20 protein-coding genes are annotated in these 25,948 nt (G+C 73.5%); 6 read left to right on the top strand and 14 right to left on the bottom strand.

The genetic code is table 11. The annotated features are described in order from the left end of the window. Positions 1-45: 45 nt before the first annotated feature. From ACIBW6_RS29870 to ACIBW6_RS29860, 3 genes are all read right to left on the bottom strand, one after another. Positions 46-924, bottom strand: a complete 879-nt coding sequence (locus ACIBW6_RS29870) for an esterase/lipase family protein (protein ID WP_399065185.1) — start codon at positions 922-924, stop codon at positions 46-48. A gap of 175 nt (positions 925-1,099) precedes the next feature. Next, positions 1,100-2,095, bottom strand: a complete 996-nt coding sequence (locus ACIBW6_RS29865; protein ID WP_399065010.1) for a DNA polymerase thumb domain-containing protein — start codon at positions 2,093-2,095, stop codon at positions 1,100-1,102. Next, positions 2,092-5,559, bottom strand: a complete 3,468-nt coding sequence (locus ACIBW6_RS29860) for a DNA polymerase III subunit alpha (protein WP_399065182.1) — start codon at positions 5,557-5,559, stop codon at positions 2,092-2,094. Before ACIBW6_RS29860 ends, ACIBW6_RS29865 begins: the two co-directional genes overlap by 4 nt. 133 nt (positions 5,560-5,692) lie before the next feature. Between ACIBW6_RS29860 and ACIBW6_RS29855 the strand changes: the two genes are divergently transcribed. Together ACIBW6_RS29855 and ACIBW6_RS29850 are read left to right on the top strand one after the other, a co-directional pair. After that, the gene (locus ACIBW6_RS29855) at positions 5,693-6,760 is read left to right on the top strand and encodes a DUF3533 domain-containing protein (RefSeq protein WP_399065008.1); all 1,068 of its coding nucleotides are present in this window, start codon (positions 5,693-5,695) and stop codon (positions 6,758-6,760) included. A gap of 100 nt (positions 6,761-6,860) precedes the next feature. Continuing rightward, a complete protein-coding gene (locus ACIBW6_RS29850; protein WP_399065006.1) occupies positions 6,861-8,045 on the top strand; it encodes an AAA family ATPase in 1,185 nt (394 codons plus the stop codon). Positions 8,046-8,101: 56 nt separating this feature from the next. On the opposite strand, the gene ACIBW6_RS29845 is transcribed toward ACIBW6_RS29850, so the two are convergent. The 8 genes from ACIBW6_RS29845 to ACIBW6_RS29810 all read right to left on the bottom strand — a co-directional run bounded on the left by ACIBW6_RS29845 (position 8,102) and on the right by ACIBW6_RS29810 (position 17,246). Next, on the bottom strand, positions 8,102-9,184 hold the full coding sequence (locus tag ACIBW6_RS29845) for a S1 family peptidase (RefSeq protein ID WP_399065003.1): 1,083 nt from the start codon (positions 9,182-9,184) through the stop codon (positions 8,102-8,104). Between the two features lie 408 nt (positions 9,185-9,592). After that, the gene (locus tag ACIBW6_RS29840) at positions 9,593-10,495 is read right to left on the bottom strand and encodes a S1 family peptidase (protein ID WP_399065000.1); all 903 of its coding nucleotides are present in this window, start codon (positions 10,493-10,495) and stop codon (positions 9,593-9,595) included. A gap of 398 nt (positions 10,496-10,893) precedes the next feature. Next, the gene (locus ACIBW6_RS29835) at positions 10,894-11,826 is read right to left on the bottom strand and encodes an LLM class flavin-dependent oxidoreductase (protein WP_399064999.1); all 933 of its coding nucleotides are present in this window, start codon (positions 11,824-11,826) and stop codon (positions 10,894-10,896) included. A gap of 40 nt (positions 11,827-11,866) precedes the next feature. Then, positions 11,867-12,838: an ABC transporter substrate-binding protein gene (locus tag ACIBW6_RS29830; RefSeq protein ID WP_399064996.1), complete on the bottom strand. Its 972-nt coding sequence runs from the start codon at positions 12,836-12,838 to the stop codon at positions 11,867-11,869. Between the two features lie 46 nt (positions 12,839-12,884). Next, positions 12,885-13,664, bottom strand: a complete 780-nt coding sequence (locus ACIBW6_RS29825) for an amino acid ABC transporter ATP-binding protein (protein ID WP_399064994.1) — start codon at positions 13,662-13,664, stop codon at positions 12,885-12,887. Next, positions 13,661-14,557: an amino acid ABC transporter permease gene (locus ACIBW6_RS29820; RefSeq protein WP_399064992.1), complete on the bottom strand. Its 897-nt coding sequence runs from the start codon at positions 14,555-14,557 to the stop codon at positions 13,661-13,663. The genes ACIBW6_RS29825 and ACIBW6_RS29820 overlap by 4 nt, the downstream gene beginning before the upstream one ends. 53 nt (positions 14,558-14,610) lie before the next feature. Continuing rightward, a complete protein-coding gene (locus ACIBW6_RS29815) occupies positions 14,611-16,401 on the bottom strand; it encodes an FAD/NAD(P)-binding protein (RefSeq protein WP_399064990.1) in 1,791 nt (596 codons plus the stop codon). Beyond that, positions 16,398-17,246: an amino acid ABC transporter permease gene (locus ACIBW6_RS29810; protein ID WP_399064988.1), complete on the bottom strand. Its 849-nt coding sequence runs from the start codon at positions 17,244-17,246 to the stop codon at positions 16,398-16,400. The genes ACIBW6_RS29815 and ACIBW6_RS29810 overlap by 4 nt, the downstream gene beginning before the upstream one ends. 528 nt (positions 17,247-17,774) lie before the next feature. Here ACIBW6_RS29810 and ACIBW6_RS29805 point away from each other — a divergent pair. Continuing rightward, positions 17,775-18,716, top strand: coding sequence for an ABC transporter substrate-binding protein (locus ACIBW6_RS29805; protein WP_399064986.1), 942 nt, complete (start codon positions 17,775-17,777; stop codon positions 18,714-18,716). A 352-nt stretch (positions 18,717-19,068) separates the two neighbouring features. Here the strand turns inward: ACIBW6_RS29805 and ACIBW6_RS29800 are convergent, their stop codons facing one another. Further along, positions 19,069-20,388, bottom strand: a complete 1,320-nt coding sequence (locus tag ACIBW6_RS29800; protein WP_399064984.1) for a DUF5685 family protein — start codon at positions 20,386-20,388, stop codon at positions 19,069-19,071. Positions 20,389-20,731: 343 nt separating this feature from the next. On the opposite strand from ACIBW6_RS29800, the gene ACIBW6_RS29795 reads away from it, so the two are divergent. Further along, the gene (locus ACIBW6_RS29795; RefSeq protein WP_399064982.1) at positions 20,732-21,178 is read left to right on the top strand and encodes a cell division protein SepF; all 447 of its coding nucleotides are present in this window, start codon (positions 20,732-20,734) and stop codon (positions 21,176-21,178) included. Positions 21,179-21,307: 129 nt separating this feature from the next. Here the strand turns inward: ACIBW6_RS29795 and ACIBW6_RS29790 are convergent, their stop codons facing one another. Next, complete coding sequence (locus ACIBW6_RS29790) at positions 21,308-22,915, bottom strand: MFS transporter (protein WP_399064980.1); 1,608 nt, start codon at positions 22,913-22,915, stop codon at positions 21,308-21,310. A 247-nt stretch (positions 22,916-23,162) separates the two neighbouring features. Here ACIBW6_RS29790 and ACIBW6_RS29785 point away from each other — a divergent pair, with 247 nt between their 5' ends. After that, positions 23,163-24,296 carry a hypothetical protein gene (locus ACIBW6_RS29785; protein ID WP_399064979.1) on the top strand — a complete coding sequence of 378 codons (1,134 nt, stop codon included), beginning with the start codon at positions 23,163-23,165 and terminating at the stop codon, positions 24,294-24,296. 259 nt (positions 24,297-24,555) lie between these two features. Then, the gene (locus tag ACIBW6_RS29780; protein ID WP_399064977.1) at positions 24,556-25,569 is read left to right on the top strand and encodes a phosphatase PAP2 family protein; all 1,014 of its coding nucleotides are present in this window, start codon (positions 24,556-24,558) and stop codon (positions 25,567-25,569) included. A gap of 104 nt (positions 25,570-25,673) precedes the next feature. Here the strand turns inward: ACIBW6_RS29780 and ACIBW6_RS29775 are convergent, their stop codons facing one another. After that, positions 25,674-25,889: an I78 family peptidase inhibitor gene (locus tag ACIBW6_RS29775; RefSeq protein WP_399064975.1), complete on the bottom strand. Its 216-nt coding sequence runs from the start codon at positions 25,887-25,889 to the stop codon at positions 25,674-25,676. Between the last annotated feature and the right edge of the window lie 59 nt (positions 25,890-25,948).

Raw genomic sequence — 25,948 nt, 5'->3', positions numbered from 1 at the left:
CGGGGGCCCGCCGGCCGGCAACTGCGGCCGGCGGGCCCCCGCACGTCAGTTGAAGCAGTCGGTCGCCGTGGCGTGCGCGGGATCCAGGGCGTTGGCGACCTCGTGGTAGGCGACGAGGTCGACGGTGCCGATGGTCACGTGCTCGGAGAGGTCGGCGGGGCACAGGTCCTGCACGACGACGTTGCGCACGTCGGGCCCGGCGAGGAACTGGGTCCGGTACGGGGTGACGACCTCGTCGTACTTGGTCGCGATGACGGTGTAACGGACGCCCGGCACGGTGTCGCCGCCCGCGTTGAGCTTGGTGACGAAGTCGGAGCCGGCGATCTGGTCGGCGAGGCCCGGGGTCGCGAGCGTCAACAGGGGTTCGATGCCGGGGAAGTAGGGCAGCAGCCGGGTCAGGCCGCTGAGGGTGGTGCCGTGGTTGTCGGGGGCGATGCCGATGAGGGCGTTGACCTCGGCGGCGCCGCCGAGGAACTTCAGGTAGTAGCGCGGCATCATGCCGCCCTGGGAGTGCCCGACGAGGTCCACCTTGGTGACGCCGGTGGCTCCGCGGACCTTGTCGACGAAGGCGTCCAGTTGTCCGGCCGACTTCGCGATCGGCCCCAGGCCGTTGAAGAGCGGCACCCCGGGCAGTTGCCCGTAGTCCAGCGAGAAGACGCAGTAGCCGCGCTTGACCAAGTAGGGCGCGAGGACCAGCCAGTTGTCGACGGAGTTGCCGAACGTGCCGTGCACCAGGACGACCGGGCGCGGGTGGGCCGCCGACGGCTTGCAGGAGTAGTCGTTCCAGCCGCTGTGCGTGGCGGCGGGCGCCGCGTGGGCGACCGCGGCGGGGGTCATGGTGGCGGTGAGGAGAGCGGCGACGACGGTGAGGGCGCGCACGGCCCGCCGCCATCTCTTCCGGGGGAGCGTGGATCCGGGCAGCATCATGAAGCTCCTCGCGGCTCGGGAGAGGTGCAGGAGTTTGCTGTGCTCACGTCAAGTTACGCGTGAGTAGGTGAGGCGTGAAGTTACGCGTCGGTAAAAAATTCCCGACCGAGTTGCGCCCACTGCCCCTGACAAGGTGTCACCGACCCGGCGGACAGGGTCAGTCACCCGTCCGTCAGGCCGCCAGTGACGCCGGCACGAGCGCCCCCGGACCGAACCGCGCCCGGGCCCGGTCGGCCACCGCCTCCAGGACCCGGGCCCGCTCGTCCACCGGGTCGAAGGTCAGCTGCCGGGACGCCGCCCCGGCGGGCCCGAGCCCCTCCGCGCGCAGCGACACCCCGCGCACCCGGGCCCGTTGCAGGCCGAGCGCCTCGTACATCCGGTACGCGGCCCCGGCGAGGGCGACGGAGTGGGCGGTCGGCTCGGGCAGCGCCCGGCTGCGTACGGTCGAGGACCGGTCGGCGTAGCGCACCGTCAGGGTGAGCGAGCGGCACACCTGGCCCGCGTCCCGCATCCGGGCGCCCGCCTCGTCGGCCGCGGCCAGCAGCGCGCGCCGGTGCCGGTACGGGTCCAACTCGTCGCGGACGAAGGCGCGTTCGGCGGCGAGTGAGCGGGTGGCGGCGTTTGCGGTGACCCGGGTGCGGTCGATGCCGCGCGCCTTCTCGTGCAGCTCGCGTCCGGTGCGCGCCGTGGTGAGCCGCTGCAGCGTGGACAGCGGCGCGGCGGCGACGCCGCCGACCGTGTCGAGCCCGTACTCGCGCAGCGTCCGCGCGGTGGCGGCGCCGACCCCGGGAAGCGCGTCGACGGGCTGCCCGTCGAGGAACTCCCGTACGTCGCCGACCACCCGGGTCGTCCCGGGCGCGGCCTCGCGCGCGGCCATCCGCGCGGTCATCGGCCCGGGTCCGGCGCCGATCAGGCACTCTACGCCGTACAGCGCGACGGCGCGCACCCGGATGACGGAGGCGAGCTGCCGTGCGTCGCGCCCGAAGTACCGGAGGGCGCCGCGCAGATCGACCAGCGCGGTGTCGGGCGGCAGCGCCTCGACGGCCGGGCTGAACCCGGCGAGCAGGGAGAGCAGCCGGGGCAGCGCCGCCTCGCGCCCGGGCGGCAGCAGGAACCGTACGCAGAGCACGCCGGCCGGCTCGCCCCGGCCGCGTCCTGCCGCGCTCACCCGGCACTCCCCTGGCTCCGGTGCCACAGCGTCCGCCGGGGGCCCATCACACCGTCCCCTGCCGGTTTGAGGTCGGCCCACGGGTACATCTCGTACCCGTTGGAGAGGCGGATCCGGCGGTCGGTGCCGGCCGGGCCCCGGCCGTCGGCCGCGCCGTCGGCGCCGGACGCCGGGGCGGCCATGCGCCGGGCCACCTCGTCGAGCCCCTGCTCGCGGTAGACCTCCGTCAGCTCGGCCAGGTTCCAGGCCGCCGCGCCGACCACGCTCAGGCTGCGCGGCCCGCGCCGCTGGACGGTGCCGCGGACGAGCAGCAGCCAGGAGTGGAAGACGGTGTGCGCGCACGCGGCGTGCGCGTCGTCGAAGAAAGCGAGGTCGACCAGGCCCGTGCCGTCGTCGAGGGTGCTGAAGACGACCCGTTTCCCGGACCGGATCGGCGGGGTCTGGGTGGCCGCCTTGGCCCCGGCCACCAGCACGGTGGCGCCGTGCTCGGCCTCGCGCAGCCGCCGCGCCGACACCACCCCCAGCTCGGCCAGGAACTGCTCGTAGTCGCCCATGAGGTGTCGCGACGCGTCCATGCCGAGCACGCCCAGCTCAGCGCTCATCCGCTCCGCGTCGCCGAGGTCGGGCAGCCCGGCCGGCGCGGTGCGCCGCCCACCGGTCAGCGGCAGCTGCTCGCCGCGCGCCCCCCGGCCCGAGCGCTGCAGCTCCGTCAGGTGCAGTTGCAGGTCACGACGGTTGGCGCCGAACGCGTCGAGCGCGCCGACCTGGGCGAGCCGAGTGGCGAGCGGCCGGCTGGGCCGGGCCCGCTCCCAGAAGTCGAGCAGCGAGGCGTAGGGCTGTCCGGCCGCGATCCGTTCGGCCTCGCCCGCGCTGATGCCGTAGACGTCGGAGAGCGCGAGCCGCACCCCCCACGTGCCTTCGGACCCGCCGGTATCGGACACCAGTTCGATCCGGTGGGCGACCGCGGACCGGTTCACGTCCAGCGGCAGCACCGGCACCCCCCGCCGCCGCGCGTCGGCGAGCAGCAACCGCTTCGGGTACATCCCGGGGTCGTGCGTGAGCAGCCCCGCGTAGAAGGCCGCCGGATGGTGCGCCTTCAGCCACGCCGACTGGTAGGTGGGGACGGCGAAGGCCACGGCGTGCGCCTTGCAGAAGCCGTACGAACCGAACGCCTCCACGATCTCCCAGGTCCGCGCGACCGTGTCGGCGTCGTACCCGCGGGCCGCCGCGTGCTGGGCGAACCAGAACCGGATGCGGGCCTGCGACTCGGCGTCGGACAGGCCGCGCCGCACCCGGTCGGCCTCGTCGCGGCCGCACCCCGTCATGATGTCGACGATCTTGATGATCTGCTCGTGGAAGACGACGACGCCGTACGTCTCCCGCAACGCGTCCGCCAGGTCGGGGTGCGGGTAGCGGGCCGGGGCCCGGCCGTGCCGCGCCTCGATGAAGGGCCGCACCATGTCGGCGGAGACGGGCCCGGGGCGGAACAGCGAGATGTCCACCACCAGGTCGTCGAAGGTGGCGGGCTGGAGCCGCCCCACGAGGTCCCGCTGGCCGGGCGATTCGATCTGGAAGCAGCCGAGCGTCTCGGTGGACCGGATGAGCCGGTACGTCGCCGGGTCCCCCTGCGGTATCGCGTCCAGGTCGACGGCCGCGCCGGTCGCCCGCTCCACCTCGCCCACGGCGTGCGCCATCGCCGACTGCATCCGCACCCCGAGCACGTCCAGTTTGAGCAGCCCGAGCTCCTCCACGTCCTCCTTGTCGAACTGGGACATGGGAAAGCCCTCGCCGCTGGTCGGCACGGTCGGCGTGCGGGCGTGCAGGGAGGCGTCGGAGAGCAGCACCCCGCACGGGTGCATGGCGACCCCGCGGGGCAGCGCGTCCAGCGCCTCGACCAGCTCCCACAGCCGGGTGTCCGCACCGAACTCACCGGCGATCTCCCGCAGTTCGGGAAGTTCGGCCATGGCCGTGCGGGCGTCGCGGGCCCGCACGTGCGGGAACGCCTTGGCGATGCGGTCGATGTCCGCCGGGTCCATGGACAGGGCCGCGCCGACGTCGCGGATCGCGTGCCGCACCCGGTACGTCTCCGGCATCGCGACGGTGGTGACGCGCTCGGCGCCGAACCGGTCGAGGATCGCGCGGTAGACGTCGAGCCGGCGCGCGGACTCCACGTCGATGTCGATGTCGGGCAGGACGGCCCGCCGCTTGGACAGGAAGCGCTCCATCAGCAGGCCGTGCTCGACCGGGTCGGCGTTGGCGATACCGAGCAGGTAGTTGACGAGCGACCCGGCCCCCGAGCCGCGCGCCGCGACCCGGATCCCCATCGACCGTACGTCGTCCACGACCTGAGCGACCGTCAGGAAGTAGGTGGCGAAGTCGTGGTGGGCGATGATGTCCAGCTCCCGCCGGAGCCGCTCGCCGTACGCCCGGTCGCCCGCGTGGCCGAGGCGGACCAGGCCGGCCGTCGCGCGCGAGGCGAGGACCCGCTGCGCGGTGCGCCGGCCCGCGCCCACCAGGTGCGGTTCGGGGAAGCGGACGGAGCCGATGCCGAGGTCGTCCTCGGGGTCGACGCGGCAGGCCTCGGCCGTGTCCCGGGTGAGGTCGAGGAGCCGGTGGGCGGCTCCCCGGTGGAAACCGGCCGCCTCCACGATCCGCTCGGCCTCGCGCAGCATGGCGTCGGGTCCCTTCAGCCACCGTTCGCCGCTGTCCAGCTCCTTGGTGGGGTCGACGGGGACCAGGAGGCGCGCGGCGTCCAGGACGTCGGCGACGGGGCCCGCGCCGGGGTCGGCGTAGCGGACGTCGTTGCTGAGGACGGGGCGGATCCCCTGCTCGGCGGCGAAGCCGACGGTGCGGGCGGCCAGGCGCAGCGAGCCGGGCCCGGTCCCCGTCCTGCCGTGGTGGACGGCTTCGAGGCGCAGGGCGTCGCCGTGGACCTCGCGCCAGGGGGCGAGCAGCGCCGCGGCCCGGTCGGGGCGGCCCGCGGCGAGCGCGCGGCCGACGTCCGAGTCCGGGCCGAGCAGCACGGTGAGGCCCTCGCCGTGGGCCTCCTCCCACGGCACCCGGACGTCCTTGGCCGCGCCCCCCGCGGCCCCGGCGTGCGCGGCGGTGATCAGGCGGCAGAGCGCGGCCCAGCCGCGGGCCCCGTCCCGGGCGAGGAAGGTGGCCCGAGGTGTCGATTCGTCGACGAAGGCGCCGCCGCGCACCGGGGTCCTGCGGCGGGCGCCGGGCTCGGGGGTGCCCACGGCCAGCTCGGCACCGAACAGCGGGCGCACCCCGTGCCGCGCGCACGCCTTGGCGAACCGGACCGCTCCGGCGACGGTGGAGCGGTCGGTGAGGGCGAGGGCGGTCATGCCCCGCTCGGCGGCGCGCTCGGCGAGCCGCTCCGGGTGGGAGGCGCCGTAGCGCACCGAGAACCCGGACACGGTGTGCAGATGCGTGAAGTCCACCACGCGCACCTCCCGCACCTCGAGCCGACCGGATCTCACCTCCCCCACCTCCACCATAGACCAACTTTCGAACGCATGTACGACGACGGGCGGGGCACTCGTTCGGCTCACCCCGCCTGCACGAAGGGGAGCCCCGCCGGAGCGTGGGGGCATGAGGTTCGCCGACGAGTTCAGATCCGCCGTCACTCCCCGGGCCGCCCTGCTCGTCATCGGCGTGCTCGCGCTCCAGCTGCTGTTCATCGCCTCCTACGTGGGGGCCCTGCACGATCCGAAGCCGAAGGACGTGCCGTTCGGCGTGGTCGCCCCGGCGCCCGCGGCCGCCCAGCAGGTCGAACAGCGCCTCGCGCGGCTGCCCGGCTCGCCGCTGGACCCGCGGGTGGTCGCCGACGAGCCGACGGCGCGCCGGCAGATCATGGACCGGAAGATCGACGGCGCCCTGGTCGTCGACCCGCGGGGCAGCAAGGACACCCTGCTCGTCGCCTCCGGCGGCGGCACCGTCCTGGCCAGTGCGCTGGAGACGCTCGCCACCAAGGCCGACGGCGCCGAGCGGCGGACGGTGCGGGTGGTCGACGTGGCCCCCGCATCGGCGCACGACTTCGACGGGCTCTCCGCCTTCTACCTCGTGGTCGGCTGGTGCGTCGGCGGCTATCTGTGTGCCTCGATCATGTCGATCAGCGCCGGTTCACGGCCCACCAGCCCGCAGCGCGCGGCGATCCGGCTCGGCGCGATGGTGCTCGTCTCGGTCGTCGGCGGCATCGGCGGCTCACTCATCATCGGGGAGACGATCCTCGGCGCGCTGCCCGGCTCCTTCTGGGGCCTGGCCGGGCTCGGCGCCCTCGTCACCTTCGCGGTCGGCGCGATCACGCTCGCCCTGGAGGAGCTGACCGGCATCGTCGGCATCGGCCTCGCCGTGCTGCTGATCGTCGTGGCGGGCAACCCGAGCGCGGGCGGCGCCTTCCCGCTGCCCATGCTGCCGCCGTTCTGGCAGGCGATCGGGCCCTGGCTGCCGCCCGGCGCGGGCACCTGGGCGGCGCGCTCCCTCGCCTACTTCCAGGGCCACGACATCACGCGCTCCCTACTGGTCCTGTCGGCCTGGGCGGTGGTGGGCGTCGTGCTGACGCTGCTGGTGCCGGCCGTGCGCGAGCGCCGGCGGAGCGGCCCGCGGCGCGGCGGCGGGAGCACCGAGGACGGCGCGACGCACGTCGGCGTCGCCTCCTGAGCCTCCCTGCCCGTTCCCGACCGCCCCCGCCCGTTCCTGACCGTTCTCGCCCTTTCCCGCCCGTTCCCGCCCGTTCCCGACCGGCAGGACAGGAGACGCCGTGCTGACGACCCTCGCCGTCGAGAACTACCGCTCCCTGCGCCATCTGGTCGTCCCGCTGGGCCGGCTGAACGTGATCACCGGCGCGAACGGCACCGGCAAGTCCAGCCTGTACCGGTCGCTGCGGCTGCTCGCCGACACGGCCCGGGGCGGCGCCGTCGCCGCGCTCGCCCGCGAGGGCGGGCTCACCTCCGTGCTGTGGGCCGGGCCCGAGCGGATCAGCCGGGCGATGCGCGAGGGAGTCCACCCCGTCCAGGGCACGGTCCGCTCGGCGCCGGTCGGACTGCAACTCGGCTTCGCCGGGGACGATTTCGGCTACGCGGTGGACTTCGGGCACCCCCCGCCCTCGTACGCGGACTCGCTCTTCGGCCTGGACCCCGAGATCAAGCGCGAGTCGACCTGGGCCGGCCCCGTGCTCCGCCCGGCGGCGCTCCTCTCGGACCGGGCGGGCCCCGCGGTCCGTACCCGCACGGCGGACGGCGGCTGGCACCGCTCCCAGGACCTGCGCCCCTACGACAGCATGCTCAGCGAACTGGCCGACCCCCAGCTCGCCCCCGATCTGCTGCGACTGCGCGAGCTGATCCGGTCCTGGCGGTTCTACGACCACGTACGCACCGACGCGCACGCGCCGGCCCGCACCGCGCGGATCGGCACCCGCACCCCGGTGCTCGGTCCAGACGGCTCGGATCTGCCCGCGGCGCTCCAGACCATCCGCGAGACCGGCGACGACGAGGCGCTCGACGCGGCCGTGGACGCCGCGTTCCCGGGCAGCCGGATCGACGTGGTCAGCCACGGCGGCCGCTTCGAACTCGCCCTGCGCCAGCACGGTCTGCTGCGGCCGCTGGGCGCCGCCGAACTCTCCGACGGCACCCTGCGCTATCTCCTGTGGACCGCCGCACTGCTCACCCCGCGCCCGCCGTCCCTGATGGTGCTCAACGAGCCGGAGACCAGCCTCCACCCCGATCTGCTGTCGCCGCTGGCCGAGCTGATCCTCACGGCGACCCGGCAGACCCAGATCGTCGTGGTCACCCACGCCCGGCCGCTCGCGGACGCCCTGGAGCGCGACGCGCCCCGCCACCGTGTCGACCTCAACTCCGTCGAACTGGTCAAGGAGTTCGGGAGCACGGCCGTGGCGGGGCGGGAGGGCCCGCTGGACGAACCGCAGTGGTACTGGCCGAAGCGGTGACCCGCGCAAGGGCCCGCCCCCGCCGGAGCGGGGGCGGGCCGGGTCGCTGCGGATGATCAGCCGATCCCGGCACCGAAGGTGGCGAGCGCTTCCGGTACCGGCTGGAAGAACGTCTCACCGCCGGACGTGCAGTCGCCGCTGCCGCCCGAGGTGAGGCCGAGCGCCGTGTCGCCCGCGAAGAGCGAGCCGCCGCTGTCACCGGGCTCGGCACAGACGTCGGTCTGGATGAGTCCGTTGACGATGTCGCCGTTGCCGTAGTTCACGGTGGCGTCCAGGCCGGTCACCGTGCCGTCGTGGACCTGGGTGGTCGAGCCGGAGCGGGTCACCTTCTGGCCGACGGTCGCGTCACCGGCCTTGGTGATCTGCTGCGCGGAACCGTTGTAGAGGTTCACCTCGCTGGGGTGCGGCACGTCGGCGGTGTACTTCACGAGCCCGAAGTCGTTGTCGGGGAAGCTGGACTGCTCGTTGGTGCCGATCTGCTGTCCGCTGGAGTCCGACCAGTCGGAGATCGACTCGGTGCAGTGGCCCGCCGTGATGAAGTACGGCTGGCCGTCCTTGACCACGTTGAAGCCGAGGGAGCAGCGGCCGCCGCCCCCGCTGATGGCGTCGCCACCGGCGACGAAGGGCTTGAACTCCCCCTTGGTGCGCTGGAGTTCGGCCTTGGCGCCGAGCCCGTCGACGACCTTGCTCAGCTTGTCCCAGGCGGCGCCGGTGACCGTGCGGTCGGCGGTGACGACGACCTTGTTGGTGGCGGGGTCGGTGGCCCAGGAGGTGCCCGGGATCGTGGCGTCGGCCTTCAGGGTGGTGCGGGCGCTCTTGAGGGCCGCGAGGGAGTTCTGTACGACTCTGGCCCGCGCGCCGGCCGCCTCGACGGCCTGCGCGGCGTCCCGGTCGAGCACGTTGACGACGAGGTGTTTGGCGGTGGCGTCGTAATAGCTGCCCGCCGTGTCCGCGCCGAGGTCCTTCGCCAGGGCGGAGGCGAGGTTTCCGGCCTTCGCGACGGAGAGTGTCCGGGGCGCCGGATCGGGCGCCTCGGTGCTGGCGTTCGCAGTCTGGAAGGTGATGCCCGCGGCGGCCAGGGCGGCGATGCCCGCTCCGGCCACGGCGACACGCCGCTTGGGTATGCGTCGGTGCTTCAACTCACGTCCTCCTGTGGGGGGTCGGGAACCTGCCCGGATGTGGGGGGTGGGCCGGTCCCGTGAGGCTGACGCGCCCACTATCCCGAGCGGCGCACGGGGCACACAAGGTCGACTTCAGGACGCGCGTACGGTCCGGCCGGTGCGCCCCGCACCCCGCTCGCAACCCTGCCCCGCGCACGTCGGTCCCCTTTGCAAACACCCTGTGCACGGGCCGCGCGGCGGAGGGTAAGGCCTAGTCCTGTCCTGAAATCGACGGTGCGGCGCGAACGTTACGGTGCGCTCTCCCCCGCGTCGGGAGGGCCGGGTGCGGACCGGAGACAGCAAGGAGCCCCCGCCCGGTGCGACCGGGCGGGGGCTCCTCCTTGACTGCGGTTCAGGAACGTACGTGCGGCCGCACGGCCGCCGGGGTCAGAAGACGTGCACCCCGTACGCGCTGAGCGCCTCGGTGACCGGCTGGAAGAACGTGGTGCCGCCGGAGGAGCAGTTGCCGCTGCCGCCGGAGGTCAGGCCGTAGGCGGTGGTGCCGCCGTAGAGCGGGCCGCCGGAGTCGCCGGGCTCGGCGCAGACCGTGGTCTGGATGAGGCCGGAGACGATGTCACCGCCGCCGTAGTTCACGGTGGCGTTCAGGGCGGTGACCCGGCCGCTGTGGATGCCGGTGGTGGAGCCGCGCCGGGTGACCGTGGTGCCCACGGACGGCGTGGCGGCACGCGTGATGTCCTGGCTGCCGACGGTGCCGGACTTGGTCACCGAGCCGGTGATCCGGATGAGGCCGTAGTCGTTGCCGGGGAAGCTGGAGCCGGCGGTGGAGCCCAGGACCGTGGTGTGCCCCGAGTTGGTCCACCAGGTGCCCGCGCCGTCGGTGCAGTGACCGGCCGTCAGCGCGTAGTACGCGCCGCTGCTGTCCTGCACGTTGAAGCCGAGGGAGCAGCGCCAGCTGCTCGCGTAGATGGCGTCGCCGCCCGAGATCAGCTTGCGGAAGGTGCCGGCCGTACGCTCGATCTTGAGCGCTCCCGCGGTGGCCCCTGCCTCCTCCTTGATCTGGGCGATCTCGGCCTTCGAGACCGTGGAGTCCACGGTCACGACGACCTGCTTGGTCTTGGCGTCGACGGCCCACGCCGTACCGGCGATGTCGGCGCCGCGCACCGCGTCACTGGTCTGCGCGAGCGCGGCGGCACTGAAGGTCTGGGGAGCGTCGGCGGCCTGGGCCGAGGGTGCGGCGAAGGCGGCCGCGGCGAGGAAGCCGGTGCCCGCGGCGATCAGCCGGGTCCGTCTTGCCGTGCCACTGCGAGGGGTGGTGCGCTTGATCCTCACTGCTCGTTCCTCCCGAGGGGAAGTCGGGGGCCCGCGTGGGGTCGGGGCCCGTGAGGCGCAGCCAGGGAGGCGAGTGCCCGGATTCCGAACACGTCGTGGCCCTGACAAGCGCTGTTCGGGAGTATTCGGGGAGTCGACTGATCGACACAAGGGCGCCTTTCAGACTTCACCCTCCGCTCCGCTTCTCCGCGGGCGCACCCCGGCGGCTCCGCCCGTACCGTCCGTACGCCGCCGGGTCCCCGCTCATCCGTCGGCCGGACCTGGCGGTTGTCAGGTTCCGTTCAGGTTCCGGTCGGCACCCCCCGTCCGTGCGCCACGCTTTCGCCGGGATGGCCGGAAGTCGGCGCTCCGGAACTGCACGGCGCGGTGGACGGGCTTGCGCGCACGGCGGGGTGCCCTCATGACGACTCCCCCGCGAGGGCCGCGAACCGGCTGACGGACCGGTCGAGGCCGAGGTGTTCCCTGAGCGTGCTGCCCGGATAGAAGGTGCGGAACAGGGCGCGGTGCTGGAGCAGCGGCACGGTGCCGTTGACCAGGCGTTCCAGGTCTCGGCGCGGATCGAGGGGCGTGAGGTGGAAGCCGTCGGCGGCGCCCGCGCGGTGCCAGTCGGCGATGAGGTCGGCGAGGTCGACGGGCCCGCCGCGGTAGAGCGGGCCGTCCTCGGTGGGCAGCGGGCCGCCGCCGTGGCCGGGCTGCGCGGCGCACTCGCCGCCGCTCAGGTCGATCCGCAGCGCGGCGAGCACCCGCAGGGTCTCGGGGTCGCGCCCGAGTTCGGCGGCACGGCGGCGCAACCCGTCGCGCACGTCGCCCAGTCGGGCGGGTCCTGAGGCGGCGACGAGCGCGACGTCGGCGTGCCGGGCGGCGACGTCGCAGGCCTGCGGCCGGGTGGCGTCGATGACGACGACGGGGTGGCCCTGCGGCGGGCGCGGCGCGATGGCGGGGCCGCACCCGAAGAGTTGGGCCTCGTCGTCGCAGGCCGGGACGGCGGGGCGCCAGCCGGCCCGGCCGCGGCTCACCCGGTCGAGGGTGGCGACGGCGGCCCGCACGTGGCAGGGCCCGGCGTGGGTGGTGGTGACGGTCGGCACCAGGCCGACGCGGGAGGTGTGCGGCGCGAGCCGGGAGAGCACGGCGAGACTCTCCGGGCCCGGGACGGCGAAGGTGTCGTGGAGCGTGACGAAGTCGAGGACGCCGTGCTCGGCGAGCCGGGCGAGCGGGAGGTAGGGCGCGGCGTCATGGGTGCCGGGCAGGTCGACGGCCGCGACTTCGTGGGTGCCGGGCAGGTCGACGGCCGCGGCGAGGTGCAGCAGACCCCGGCCCGGATGGCTGGTCATGGCTGGTGGACCTTTCGGGAGCGTAAGAGGAGGCGGGGGCTCACGGCTTGGGCAGGCCCTTCGGGTTGATCTCGGACTTCGGGACGGCCTCGCTCGACAGGCCCCAGCGCTTCAGGACGCGCCCGTAGGAGCCGTCCGCGATCACGTGGTCCAGGGCGGCCGCGTAGGCGTCGACGAGTCCGCTGCCCTTCTTCGTCGTCGCCGCGATCTTGCCCTGCACGAGGTCGCCGCCGCCCGAGATGGAGCCGATGATCTGCGACTGCCCTGCGGAGGCCACGTGGTAGGCGGCGGACGGGTTCGGGCCGAGATAGGCGTCGATGCGCCCGGACTGGAGCGCCAGGTAGTAGTCGGTGTCCTTCTGGAAGTACTTGATGGTGACGGGCTTCAACCCGGCCCTCTCGTCCTGCTTGCTCCAGTCGACGAGGATCTTCTCCTGGTTGGTGCCGGAGGAGACGGCGATGGTCCTGCCGGCCACGTCCTTCGGCCCCTTGACCCGCCAGTCCGTGCCCTTCTTCGCCTCGAAGGCGATGTTGTCGAGCCGGTACGTCGCGAAGTCGTACTTCTCCTTGCGCTCCTCGGTGACGGTCACGTTGGAGAACACGGCGTCGAACTTGCCGCTGTCGAGCCCGACGAAGAGGTTCTCCCAGCTCACCTGCTGCGACTGGAGCCTGAGGCCGAGCGTGTCGGCGACGAGGGTGGCGATGTCGAGTTCGGAGCCGATCCGGGTCTTGTCGTCGGTGGCGAAGAAGCCGAGCGGTGGCGAGGCGTCGGCGCTGCCGCCGAGCCGCAGCGTGCCGCGCCGGCGGACCGCCTCGGGCACCAGGGCGGCGATCTTCTCGTCCTTCTTGCCACGGATGCGGTGCTGGTCGGGCCCGATGTTGATGCTGCCGACCTTTTTGGTGCCGGCGTCGCCCGTGGTCGTGGCGGCGTCGCTGTCACCCCCGCAGGCGGCGAGCAGCGGGGAGAGGGCGAGCGCGGCGACGGAGGCGGCGAGAGCGCGGCGGGACAGCATGGTCGTACTCCTGAGTGGTCTGGTGCGAGTGGGGGACGAGCGGGGTTCAGAGGACCTTCGACAGGAACGCCCTGGTGCGTTCCTCGCGCGGCGCGTCCAGTACGTCGCCGGGGGTGCCCCGCTCGACGATGCGGCCCTCGTCCATGAAGACGACGGTGTCGGCGACCTCGCGCGCGAAGCCGATCTCGTGCGTGACGACGATCATCGTGGTGCCCTGGTCGGCCAGGTCCTTGATGACGTCGAGGACCTCGCCGACCAGTTCCGGGTCGAGCGCGGACGTCGGCTCGTCGAACAGGAGCAGCTTCGGCTCCAGGGCGAGGGCGCGGGCGATGGCGACGCGCTGCTGCTGGCCGCCGGAGAGCCGGCGGGGGTAGGCGTCGGCCTTGTCGGCGAGCCCGACCCGCTCCAGGAGCCGGCGGGCGGACTCGGCGGCCTCGGCGCGGGGCCGCTTGAGCGCGGCGACGGGTGCCTCGACGACGTTCTCCAGGACGGTCAGGTGCGGGAAGAGGTTGAAGTTCTGGAAGACGAAGCCGATATGGGTGCGCTGTTTGAGGACCTCTCGCTCGCGCAGCTCGTACAGCTTGTCGCCGGAGCGGCGGTAGCCGACGAGGGAGCCGTCGACGCTGATCCAGCCGCTGTCGACCTTCTCCAGGTGGTTGATGGTGCGCAGCAGCGTCGACTTGCCGGAGCCGGAGGGGCCGAGGACGACGGTGACCTCGCCGGCCCGCACCTCCAGGTCGATGCCGCGCAGCACCTCCAGCGCTCCGAAGCTCTTGTGGACGGCCTTGATGTCGACCATGGCGGGGGCGGCGGCGGGGGCGCTCATCGGGTGGTGCCTTTCGCGAAGTGGCGCTCCACGTAGTGCTGGAGTACGGAGAGCGCGCTGGTCAGCAGGACATACCAGGCGGTGGCGACCATGAGGAGCGGCACCACGCGGCCGTTGCGGCCGTAGATGACCTGCACCTGGTAGAAGAGCTCGCCGATCGCCATCACGGAGACGATCGAGGTGCCTTTGAAGAGGGAGATGACCTCGTTGGCGGCGTTCGGCAGGATCGAGCGCATCGCCTGCGGCAGCACGATCCGGCGGATCTGCCGCAGCCGGGGGATGCCGAGCGCCGCGGCGGCCTCCAACTGGCCGCTCTCGACGGCGAGTACGCCGCCGCGCACGATCTCCGCCGCGTACGCGGCCTGGTGCAGGGCGAGCCCGAGGACGGCGGCGCTCATCGCGCCGACCAGACCCATCGTGTCGAAGGAGAAGAAGCCGGGCCCGAAGGGGATGCCGAACTGCAACTCCTTGTAGAGGTAGGCCAGGTTGAACCAGAAGAGGAGCTGCACGATGAGCGGGATCGAGCGGAACGCCCAGATGTAGCCGAACGCCACCGTCTTCAGGAACCGGCTGCGCGAAAGGCGCATGAAGGCGAGCACGATGCCGAGGGCGAAGCCGAGCGCGGTGCCGTAGAAGGTGAGCTGGAGGGTGGTCCAGACGGCTTTGAGGACGACGTCCGCGGCGAAGAACTCCGCGAACACCTCCCACTCCCAGCCCGCGTTGGTGACAAGGCCGTGGACGAACTGGGCGAGCAGCACCGCGGTCGCGGCGACGGCCGCCCACCGCCAGGGGTGGCGGACGGGGACGACCTTCAGCCGGCCGTAGTCGGTGCCGGGCGCGGCGGTGGCCGCTGTGTCGCTCTTCTCCAGGGGTGGATCGCTGGTCAGGGGCATGGAGGTACCTCACGGGGTCGGGACGGACGAGACGTGCGGGGCGGACGCGCAGCTCAGGCGGCGGTGGCGCTACAGGAGAGGTCGCGCAGGAACGCGAGGACCGCGCGCGCGGTGGCGTCGTTCTGCCGGAAGGAGGGGCTGTTCGTCCGGGGCCGGGTGAAGGCGCCGGCGCCGCGCGCGTTCGTCTGCGGGCCGAGCGCGAAGCGGCGCGGGTGGGCGCTGCCGTCGCGGTACAGGACCCGGCCGTCGTCCGGGTCGACGGCCAGCAGCCCGGCGGGGGTCGACGCGGCCCCTTCCTCGTACAGCTCGCGCAGCAGCCGGTCGCGGGTGCGGGCGAGCGTGGGGCCGGGCAGCCGGGCCTCGACGAGGGCGCGGGCCTCGACGGTGTGGCCGGGCACGGTGGCGCTGGTGGCGCGGAAGACGCCGTCCTCGGCGCTGACCCGCATGTCGGCGCCGACGAACCGCACGACGCCGGCGCGGGAGAGCGCGAGCAGCCGGCGCAGCCGTGGGCCGGGCGGCCCCGAGGCAAGGAAGCTGAAGAAGCCGTGCCACCAGGTGCCGATGTCGCCGAGCCGCACGAGCTGCCCGTACACGGAGAGCAGACCGAGGAAGACGGCCAGGTCGGGGCTGTGCGCCGGGTCGTGGCGGCGGCCGAGACCGGCGGTGACGTGGCCGCGCAGCCCGTCCTGCAACTGCTCGTACGAGGCGTACCGGACGCCGTCGAGGGGGTGGTCGAGGGCGGCGAGGTCGAGCCGGTCGGCCGGGTCGGGCACGGCGGACGCGACGAGGGCCGCCAGCTCGGCGCCGAGCGGGGTGGCGGCCGCGTACTTCTCCGCGAAGTCGTGCCAGGCCATCGTGGTGCGCCCGGGGTGCGCGGTGAAGAGGCGGTGGTAGTGCGCGTACCCGAGTTCCTTGTCGACGAGCGGCCACACATCGGCCCGGAAGTCGAACCCGCCTTTCCTGGCGAGGAGTTCGTCGATCTGGGCCGGGCCGAGGAAGCGCGGCAGCGGTGGCCGCCCGCCCGCCGTCGCGTCCCAGTCGTAGCCGATCTTCGAGTGGTAGGGCACGCCGCGCCGGGACCCGACGTGCAGCACGGGTTCGCGTCCGGAGGGCAGGTAGCGGTCCCCTTCGTAGCGGCCGCCGCGCCCCTCGGTGAGCAGCACCATCAGGTCGACGAAGGCGAGCCCGAAGCCGCGGACGAGGACGTCCTGTCCGGGTGCGAGCGCGCTCAGGTCGGAGTCGGCGGTGAAGTCCGGCGGCAGGTGGACCAGCCCGTGACGGGCGGCGTACGCGCTCAACTCCCGCTGTTCGTCGTCGGGTTCGGCGTCGAGGTGGCCCTGGGCGAGGACGACGGCGTCGGCGAGCAGCGGCCGGGTCCTGTCCTCCAGCCACACCTGCTGGCGGCCGTGGCGCGGTCCGCCGACGCGCAGCGCGCGGGTGGCGTGGTGGTGGACGGTGACGCCGTCGGGCAGCTCGGCGACGGCGCGCTCGAACACCCAGCGCAGGTAGCCGCCCTGGCGCCGCCGGTCGGCGAAGACGCGCCCGTCGATGCCGGCCCACTCGTGCAGGGCGGGCCCGGGCCGCACCGGCCCGTCGAGCCGCACGGTGTCGTCGGTGAACATGGTGACGTCCTGGGCCTGCGAGTTCATCCACAGCAGCGGTGACTGCTCACGCCGCCAGATCCGGCCGCCGCCCGGCGGGTAGGGGTCGACGAGGTGCACGTCGAGCGCCAACTCGCCGGTGTGTTCCTGCGCGTTGACCGCGAGGCGTTCGAGGACGCCGGTCCCCCGCGGCCCGGCGCCCACGATCACCAGGGCCCGCCGGCCGGGCCGCGCCGCGCTCATCGCGCCGTCCCGCGGGCGTAGTGCCGTTCGACGGCGTACTGGCCGGCGCTGAGCAGCGAGGTGACGACGATGTACCAGAGGGTGGCGACGAGCAGCAGCGGGATGACCTGGTAGGTGCGGTGGTAGACGAGCTGGACCGAGTACAGCAGGTCCTGGACGGCGATGACGCTGACGATGGAGGTGCCCTTGAGGGTGCCGATCAGCATGTTCCCGGCCGGCGGCACGATGGAGCGCATGGCCTGCGGCAGGACGATGCGCCGCCACCGGCGCCACCGGCTGAGGCCGAGGGCCTGGGCCGCCTCGACCTGCCCGCGTTCGACGGAGAGGATGCCGCCGCGCACGACCTCGGCGGCGTACGCGGCCTCGTGCAGGGTCAGCCCGATGATGGCGACGGTGACGGGCCCGAACAGGTCGACCGTCCGCACGCCGAGGACCGTCGGGTACAGGGCGCCGATGTTGAACCAGAACAGCAGCTGCACCAGGATGGGCATCGACCGGAACAGCCACACGTATCCCCAACTCACCGCCCGCAGTACAGGGTTGGTGGAGAGCCGCATGACGGCGAGCAGGGCGCCGAGGGCGAAGCCGAGCACCATGACGAGCGCGGTCAGCCAGAGCGTGAGCCCGAGCCCGCGCAGGACCGCCGCCGTCGTGAAGTACTCGGCGACGACGTCCCACTGGAAGGCCTCGTTGCGCAGGACCGAGGTGACGGCGAGGGCGAGCAGGGCGAGGACGAGGCCTGCGGCGCACCACTGGCCGACGCGGCGCTGCGGGACGATGCGCGGCACGGCGGCGGGATCGGGCGGGGCCGAGGGCGGCGCTTGGGCGAGGGTCTGTGAGGACATGAGAAGGCTCCGTGGTGCTGGACGTCCAGCACGGTCTTGCCTTCACACCTGCGGGTCGCACGCCTGGGCCGTGGACACGGACGCGGCACCGGAGCCCCTCAGCAGCGGTACCGCCCCCGAGAGTACGGGGCGGATCGCGGGCGCTGTCAAGGCTGTCCGGACTGTGAGCCGTCCGTCTCAAGTGAGTTGACGCCGAAACGGATGCCTGTTCCACTGTGCCCATGCATCCGCAGCAGTGGCTGGTCACGCGCTCCCACATCGACTTCGGTCGCGTGTGGTCCGCGTCCTGTTGATGCCCTTCTGACGCCTTCTGCGCGCGTCACCTCTCCTTGATCCTCCTTCTCCACTCGGCGCCTCTGCGCGCCCCGGCGTCGCGTCCGGCTTCCTCCGTCGCGACCGCTCTCTTCACGCGTCCCGGTATGCGCCGCCGCGCGCACCCGCCCGCGCCTTCACCCTGTCGCACCCTCCCCTCCCCTCGCCCCACTCCGTCCCGCGTGCCGGCCACTTCGAAGGGCAGAACCCCACCCCATGCGCACCACATCCCTGACCTCGGCGTTCGCGCTGATCACCGTCGCCGCCCTGGGGCTGACGGCCTGCGGCTCCGGGGACGGCGCCGGCGGCGCCGCGCCCGCCGCGGCCGAGAACGCCACGATCCCTACCACGGACGTGGTCTCCGCCGTCACGAAGGACCCCGCGGCGGCGAAGCTGCTCCCCGCGGACGTCCGCCGCTCCGGGCATCTCACCCTCGCGGTGAGCGTCGGCGGCTCGCCCCCCAACTCGGCCTACCTGCCCGACGGCAAGACGATCGTCGGGCAGGACATCGACTTCGCCCGGGCCGTCGCCGAGGTGCTCGGGATCGGCCTCGACCAGCAGGTCGCGGGGTTCGAGGCGATCCTGCCCGCCCTGGGCAGCGGCAAGTACGACCTCGGCACGGGCAACTTCGGCGTCACCGACGAGCGCCGCAGGACGATCGACTTCGTCACCTACATCAACGACGGCCAGGGCTTCGCCGTCCGCAAGGACAGCAGCCTGAAGAAGGTCACCGACCTGACCCAGCTCTGCGGGCTGAACGTGGCGACGGGCGCGGGCACCACCTTCGAGGCGACTCTGGAGAAGAGCAAGGCGGGCTGCGAGAAGGCGGGCAAGAAGGCCTACGACGTCAAGACGTACGCCGAGCCGAGCGCCGTCTGGTCCTCGCTCCAGCAGGGCCGCTCCGACCTGGTGATGAGCACGATCAACGGGCTGCGCTACGCGGTGACGCAGCAGGAGGGCCTGAAGTTCCTCAACGAGTTCCACCGGCTGGACGTCGGCTTCGCCTTCAAGAAGGGGACACCGCTGGCCCCCGCGTTCCAGGCCGCGGTGAACAAGCTGATCGCCGACGGCACGTACGCAAAGATCCTGAAGAAATGGGGCACGGCCCCCTCAGCGATCACCACGTCCCGCATCTCCCCACCCGAAATCAAGGACTGACGCGCCCTTCCGCGAGGGGGGGGGGGGGGGGGGGGGGGGGGGGGGGGGGGGGGGGGGGGGGCGGGCCCCCCGCTACCCCCCCCCCCCCAATCCCCCCCCCCCCCCCCCCCCCGCGCCGCGCCGCGCGGGGGGGGGGGGGGGGGGGGGGGCCCCCCCCCGGGGGGGCGGGGCCCCCCCCCACCCCGCCAGAGACCCGGGGCGCATCAGCGCCCCATCAGGGGCGCGGGGAACTGCGCGACCAGCCACGACGCACCGTCACCCGCCCACACCCCCAGCCGGGCACACGCTCCCCCACCCCCGCCTCCGCGCCCCGCACCATGCACCCCGCACTACGCACCCCGCACCCCGCACCTCACACCCCACAGTCACAACAGGAGCAGCACTCACAGCACTCACACGCCTCACAACAAGAGCAGTCACAGTCCCCACAGCTGCTGCAAAGCCCTTCCCGCTTCTTCCGGGACCAGGGCCCCTCGAACTCGTCCGCGCAGCACACCTTGCAGGTGCAGCAGAGACCGACCGCGACGGCGCACCCGGCGAGCAGCCCCCGCTTGCCGGGCTTGGGCGGCGGGACGGACGGCCCACCCCAGAATCCGCCTCCCCCGCCCCCGCTCCCGCTCCCGCTCCCGCCATGCCCGCCGGGCCCACCGGGCCCGCCGGGCCCGCCGGGCCCGCCGACTCCACCGGGCCCACCCCCATAGGGATTGCCGGAGGCGTACGCCCCCGAGCCGGCCGGCGCATACGGACCACCGGGCGCCCCGGTCGGCACCCACCCCTCGGGCACACCACCCCGCTGGGGCGTGGACGCGGCAGCGGCATGCGCGCCGAACGCCCGGTCCACCGACCGTCCCAGCTCGTGCGCGAGCAGCAGATGCGCCAGCTTCCCGTCGGTGAGGTCGGTCTCGCGCAGCGCGAGCCGGACCCCGCGCACGGCGTCGTCCGCGAGCCGCCGCGCCTCGGCGAGGCCGGTCCCGGTGGCGGTCAGCGGGTTCCAGGCCCCGGCGGCGGCGTCGGCGGCCCGGTCCTCGACGGCGTCCAGGAGGTGGGCGAGCCGGCCGAAGAGCCGCCCGGCCTCGGCGAGCGGCCGCGCGTTGCCCGGCCGCCCGGCGAGCACCGCGGTGTGCGCGAACGCCGCGGCGGTCGCGGTCTCGGTCGGCTCGGTGACGGTCAGCACGGAGGTGCCGGGCCTGGCCTGCGCCTCGACGCCCGGCTGCCGTGCGACGGCGTCGACGAGCACGGCCGTGTCGAAGCCGACCGCGGACCCCGTCTCGGCCCCGGCCCGGCTCCAGCGCGCGGCGACCCGCCGTGCGGCGGCGGCCACCGGGCGGCGGGCGAACGCGCCGTCCCGGTCGTCGACATGGTCGCGCACCTTCGCCGAGGCGAGGACCAGCGAGACGGCGGCGGCCAGCCGCGCGCCCTCGCCCCGCGCGACGGACGCGGTCCGCATCCCGCGCAGCGGGCAGGGGCCGGCCTGCCGGCGGCGGTCCCCGGGCCGCTGCGACTGAGCCTCCGTCAGGACGGAGACGAGCAGGCCGTCGTAGTTGGTGACGACCCGGGCGAACTGCCCATGGTCCCCGCGCAGCGCCAGGCAGAGCCCGCAGAGGTGGGCCGTCCACTGGGCGCGCAGCCCCTCACCGAGCCGATGACCGCAGGGCCGGACGATTCCGAACAAGGCGACTCCCCCGTACGCCGGATGACGGCCCGTCAACAAGTCGACACGCTGTGTCGATCCGCCCGGACCGGGACGATCGCATCGTAGCGACCCCCCGAAAGGCCCCTTCGTTCACCCGTACGCCCCTCACCTCACCCAAATGCCACGAACAATCATATTTCACTCACTGTCAGCAGGCTTTACCCGCATGACCCTTGGGAATACCGGGAGGACACCGTGTTGACTGTGCACCAGTCCCGTCACGAAAACCCCGCGCGGCGACTATCCACTTGGCGCCGCATCAGCATCATGGACGACGATGGGGATACAGAACGCAGAGGAACCGGTGTGAGAGGAGGCGTCCATGGGATCGGTGCGCAAGGCGAGTGCCTGGCTTGGCCTCGTCGACGACAACGATGACGAGCGTTACTACGACGACGATTACGACGAGGGCCCCGAGCCCGCCGCGAGCGCGGCCGCCTGGGTGACGGACCCGCGGGTGAAGGTCGCCGCGGAGGAGGCCGAGGAGGAGGGCCGCCGCATCGGCACCGTGACTCCGGACAGCTTCCGGGACGCGCGGCGGATCGGCGAGATGTTCCGGGACGGTGTCCCGGTCATCATGAACCTGACGGCGATGGAGCCCGCCGACGCCAAGCGCGTGGTGGACTTCGCGGCGGGACTCATCTTCGGCCTGCGCGGTTCGATCGACCGGGTCGCCACCCGGGTCTTCCTGCTGACCCCCGCGGACACGCAGATCGTCTCGGGGCGTGAGGCCCGGACCCAGCCGGACGGTTTCTTCAACCAGAGCTGAGGCGCTCCGCTCGGGACAGGGGTCCCGGGTGGACGCCCGGCGCCCTTCCCGCCATGGGTGACCCGGGGTTCCGGGCGGGTGGGAGGGCGGACGCGCGCGGCCGCGGGCCGGGCGCACCAGCACGGTGGATCAGCCGACCGACGACCGGGCCGGGAGGGACTCCGATTCCGCGCCGCCCGCCGCGGGCGCCTCGCACTCCATCCGCCGCGGCAGCCGCAGCGCGGCCCCCGCACCGAGGAACAGCAGCACCGCACTGACGACCAGCGTCACGTGCAGCCCGTGCACGAACGCCGCCCGCGCGGCCTCCCGCAGCGCCGCCCCCGCGCCGCCGCCGAGCCGCGCCGCGACCTGGTAGGCCTCCCCCAGCGAATGCCCGGCCGCGCCGCTCGCCGTGCCGGGGACCCCGGTGACGTGGGTGAGCCGGGGCGCGTAGGCCGCGTTCATCACGGAACCGAGCAGCGCGATGCCCATGCCCGCGCCGAGCTGGTACGAGGTCTCGCCGATCGCGGCCGCGCCCCCGGCGTCGTCGGCCGGTGCCTCGGTGAGCATCGACTCGTAGGCGCCGAACAGGGTGGACTGGAAGCCGAAGCCGAGCAGGACGAACCCGGTGCCGAGCAGCCAGGGCCGGTCCTGCTCGCCCATCAGGCACAGCAGCAGCACGGCGCAGGCGGTGAGCGTGAAGCCGCAGCTGACCATGGCGCGCGGCCCGATCCGGCGCAGCGTCGCGGAGCCGATGACCCCCGCGACCATCGCCGCGAACGTCAGCGGCAGCATCCGCAGGCCCGTCTCCAGCGGGGTCATCCGCAGCACGAGTTGCAGGTACTGGACGGCGATCAGTTCGAGCCCGACGAGCGCCAGCATCGCGATGACTATGCAGCCGACCGAGGTGGAGAACGCGGCGCGGGAGAACAGCCGCATGTCGATCAGCGGATGCTCGCGCCTGCGCTGCCTGCGGACGAAGAGCACGAGGAGTGCGACGCCCGCGAGGAACGGCACCACCGCGGCCGCGTCGAGCGGATCGCGGCCGATGCCGAGCTCCTTGATGCCGTAGACGACACCGAGCACGCCGAGCGCGGCGACCAGCGCGCCGAACAGGTCCCAGGGGCCGTCCGCGCGCCCCCTGGACTCGGGCACGAGGATCCGGCAGAGCGGCAGCATGACCGCCATCAGCGGGATGTTGATGAGGAAGACGGAGCCCCACCAGAAGTGCTCGACGAGGAAACCGCCGAGGACGGGTCCGGTGGCGGCGCCGACCGCGGCGACCGCGGTCCACACGCCGATGGCGACGGCCCGCTCGCGCCGGTCGGGGAAGACGTCCCGCAGGATCGACAGGGTCGCGGGCATGATCATCGCGCCGCCGATGCCGAGCAGGGCGCGGGCCAGGATCAGCACCTGCGCGGAGTCGGCGAGGACGGCCAGCGCGGAGGCCGCGCCGAACAGGGCGTAGCCGAGCAGCAGGATCCGTCTGCGGCCGACGCGGTCGCCGAGGGTGCCGAAGAGGATCAGCAGCGAGGCGCAGATCAGCGGATAGGCGTCGCCGATCCAGAGCAGCTCGACGGAGGTGGGCCGCAGCTCCTCGGTGACCGAGGGCAGGGCGACGTAGAGGATCGTCGAGTCGAGGGCGACCAGCAGCAGGCTGGTGCAGAGCACCACGAGGACGACCCAGCGGTTGGTGCGGGTGCGGGCGGCCGCCACTCGATCGCGCAGGCGTCCGGCGGCCGTGCTCGTCCCGGACATGTGCGTACCTCCCAGTGGTCCTCGCGTCCGGCGGATCCGCGGGCCGGGGATGCCCGCGGTCTTCGGCCCGGGAGGAGCGGCCTCCCGGCCCCGCTGCGAAAGGCGAGTGAGCCGTCAGCGTACGCGAGTTCAGGCCACTGACACGTGGCGGACCTCTCACGATGCGCCCGGAGCCGTGTGGTGTGCGCCACTCGCCTGACAGGGGCGGCGGACCGGCCGGGCTGCGACGGCGTCGATAATCGGGGCCGTGAACGACGAAGATCCGCATCGGCGGCCCATCCCGCGCCGGGCCCTGCCCGTGCTGCTCGGCTACGCGGGGGTGCGCGCCCTCGGCCTGCTGGCGCTCGCCGTCTGGAGCGCCGCCGCGGGCAAGAGTCCGCACACGCTGCTGAGCGCGCGCTGGGACTCCCTCTGGTACACCCGGGTCGCCGCACACGGGTACGGCTGGTCGGTGACGCTGCCGGACGGCAGCGTCCACTCGAACCTGGCGTTCTTCCCGCTGCTGCCGTGGCTGGAGCGGGCCGGGGCCGCGGTCCTGCCGCTCTCCTACGCCGACGCCGGCCTGCTGGTGAGCGCGCTGGCCTCCTTGGCGGCGGCCTGGGGGATCTTCGCCGTCGGTGACCAGGTGTACGGGCGCCGGGCCGGGGTCTGCCTGGCCGTCCTGTGGGGGGCGCTGCCCATCGGCGTCGTGGCGTCGATGGCGTACAGCGAGGCCCTCTTCACGGCCCTCGCGGCCTGGGGTCTCTACGCGGTCCTGCGGCGGCAGTGGGTGAGCGCGGGGCTGCTGGCCTCGCTCGCCGGACTGACCCGGCCGATCGGTGCGGCCGTCGTGGCGGCGCTCTGGGTGGCGGCCGCGCTGTGGATCGCGCGCGAGCGCCGGGCCCCGTGGCGGCTGCTGCTCGGCGTGCTGCTCGCGCCGGTGGGCGCCGCGGCGTACGTGCTGTGGGTCGGGCACCGCACCGGCGGCGGCCTCTTCGGCTACCTGGACGTGCAGGGCCAGTGGGGCAACGGCTTCGACGGCGGCGCCGCCTTCGCCCGGTTCATCGGCGACAGGTTCGCCTCGCCCTGGGGCGCGCTCGCCGGGGTGGGCCTGATCATCGGGGTGGCGCTGCTGATCTGGCTCTACGTGAGCGGGGTGCGGCAGCGCCAGCCGGTGCCGCTGCTGGTCTACACCGGGTTCGTCATGGTGCTTGCCCTGTGTGCTTCGGGGTACTTCGGATCGAAACCGCGGCTGCTGCTGCCCGCGTTCCCGCTGCTGCTCCCGGTCGCGGTGGCGCTCGCCCGGTGGCGTACCAGCAGGTCGGCGTGGTCGCTCGGCAGTCTGGCGCTGGTCTCGGCGGTCTACGGGGCGTTCTGGCTGAACGGTTCCGGCCCGCCATGACCGGTTCCGGCCGCCTCTGATCGATCATCGCGGGCCCGATGACCGGACGGAGAATTCCGTGCCAGCACGCGGTGAACGCATTTATAAGCGCGCCATAACGAGAGACGGGAAACGATCGGCGAATAACGGAGGGCTTCCGCGGCCGGTAAACGGAATGCCGGGAACAAAGGGACTTCTGAGAGGAATCCCACATCACATCGTCATCACAAAGCCTCTGTTTCGTGCTGGTCCGCCGCGCGCCCGCTGTAGCGTCGATTGGGTGCGTACCGAACGAAACCTGACCCGGCGCATCGAGCGGGTCTTCGCCCGGCTCGACCGCGAGCCCGAACGGCCGGCCAACCTGGACATGCCCAGGATGAGCCGGCACCGCGCCGTGCTCCTCGGGCTGACGCTCTCCTTCTACCTCGCGATCGTGGTGGCGGTCCTGACCACGTCGTGGCTGGTCGCCTTCGACTGGCAGGTCATGTTCTTCCGCCCCTACCAGCAGTGGCCGCAGATCCACGCCTTCCTCGACTACTGGGTGGTGCTCGGCCAGCGCGGCCCGACCGCCGTCATGGTGATGGCGTGGCTGGGCTGGCGCTCGTGGCGCCAGCACACCCTGCGCCCCCTGCTGATGTTCGGTACCGCACTCCTCCTGCTGAACGTGACGGTGGGCGCCGCCAAGCTCGGCATGGGCCGCGCCGGCCCGCACTACGCGACCCTCATCGGCTCGAACGAGATGTGGCAGAACGGCGATATATTTCCGTCGGGACACACCGCCAACGCCGTGGTGACCTGGGGAATCCTCGCCTACCTGGCCTCCACCCCGCGCGCCAGGCGCTGGCTCTCCGCGGTCTCCGCGGTGATCTCCCTGAGCGTCGGCCTGACCACCGTCTACCTCGGTACGCACTGGCTGAGCGACGTCCTCCTCGGCTGGGCCGCGGGCCTGCTCATCCTGCTCGCGCTGCCCTGGTTCGAGCCGCTGGTCGCCCGCGTCGAGGGCCTGGTCCTCGACCAGCGCACCCGCTGGCGCACCCGGCGCACCGGCCTGGCCGCCCCCGCCCCGGCCGCCGCGTCCACCCCGGCCCGGACCCCGGTCCCCGCCGAGGACGGCCCGAGGACCCGCGAGCCGGTCGGGGCCGCGCGCCCCACCAGCCGCCCCTCCGCGCTGCTCGCGCCGGGTCCGCACACCCCGCGCGGCGAGCGCACGCCGGTCAGCCCGGCGGGCAGCAGACGCCCGGCGACCGCCCGGAACGCGGCGCGGGCCGCCACCACCGACCCGCAGCGCGCCTAGAGCCTGACCCCACCCCAGGACCAGCGGGCACGGTACGCACAACCAGCCCGCGCAGCGGAAGGGCCCCGGAACCTCTCAGGAGGTCCGGGGCCCTTCCGTGTCGCTCAGCCCTTCCAGCACCGCGTCACCGTGCCGTCGGTGACCTCGAAGTTCAGCCTCCCCGTGCGGTACTCCATCGTGATGATCGCGCCCGGCGGCAGCTGCCGGACGGTCGACCAGCCACGGCCGCGCGCCTGCCGTTCGGCCGGCTCGGCGGCGAGTCCGACGTACGCGTCGGGGGTGTCCTGGGGCTCTGCGGGCGGGGTCGGAACGGGTGCCATACCGCCACCGTAGGCGGTCGGCGCGGGCGGCGCCAGGGCCGCCCGCGCAAGCCCGCCAC

Origin of the sequence: Streptomyces sp. NPDC049813, from assembly GCF_044465085.1 — a bacterium.
In the GTDB taxonomy this organism is placed as follows: Bacteria; Actinomycetota; Actinomycetes; order Streptomycetales; family Streptomycetaceae; genus Streptomyces.
The sequence above is the reverse complement of the archived record's forward strand: the minus strand, read 5'-3'. Positions and strand labels throughout refer to the sequence as shown.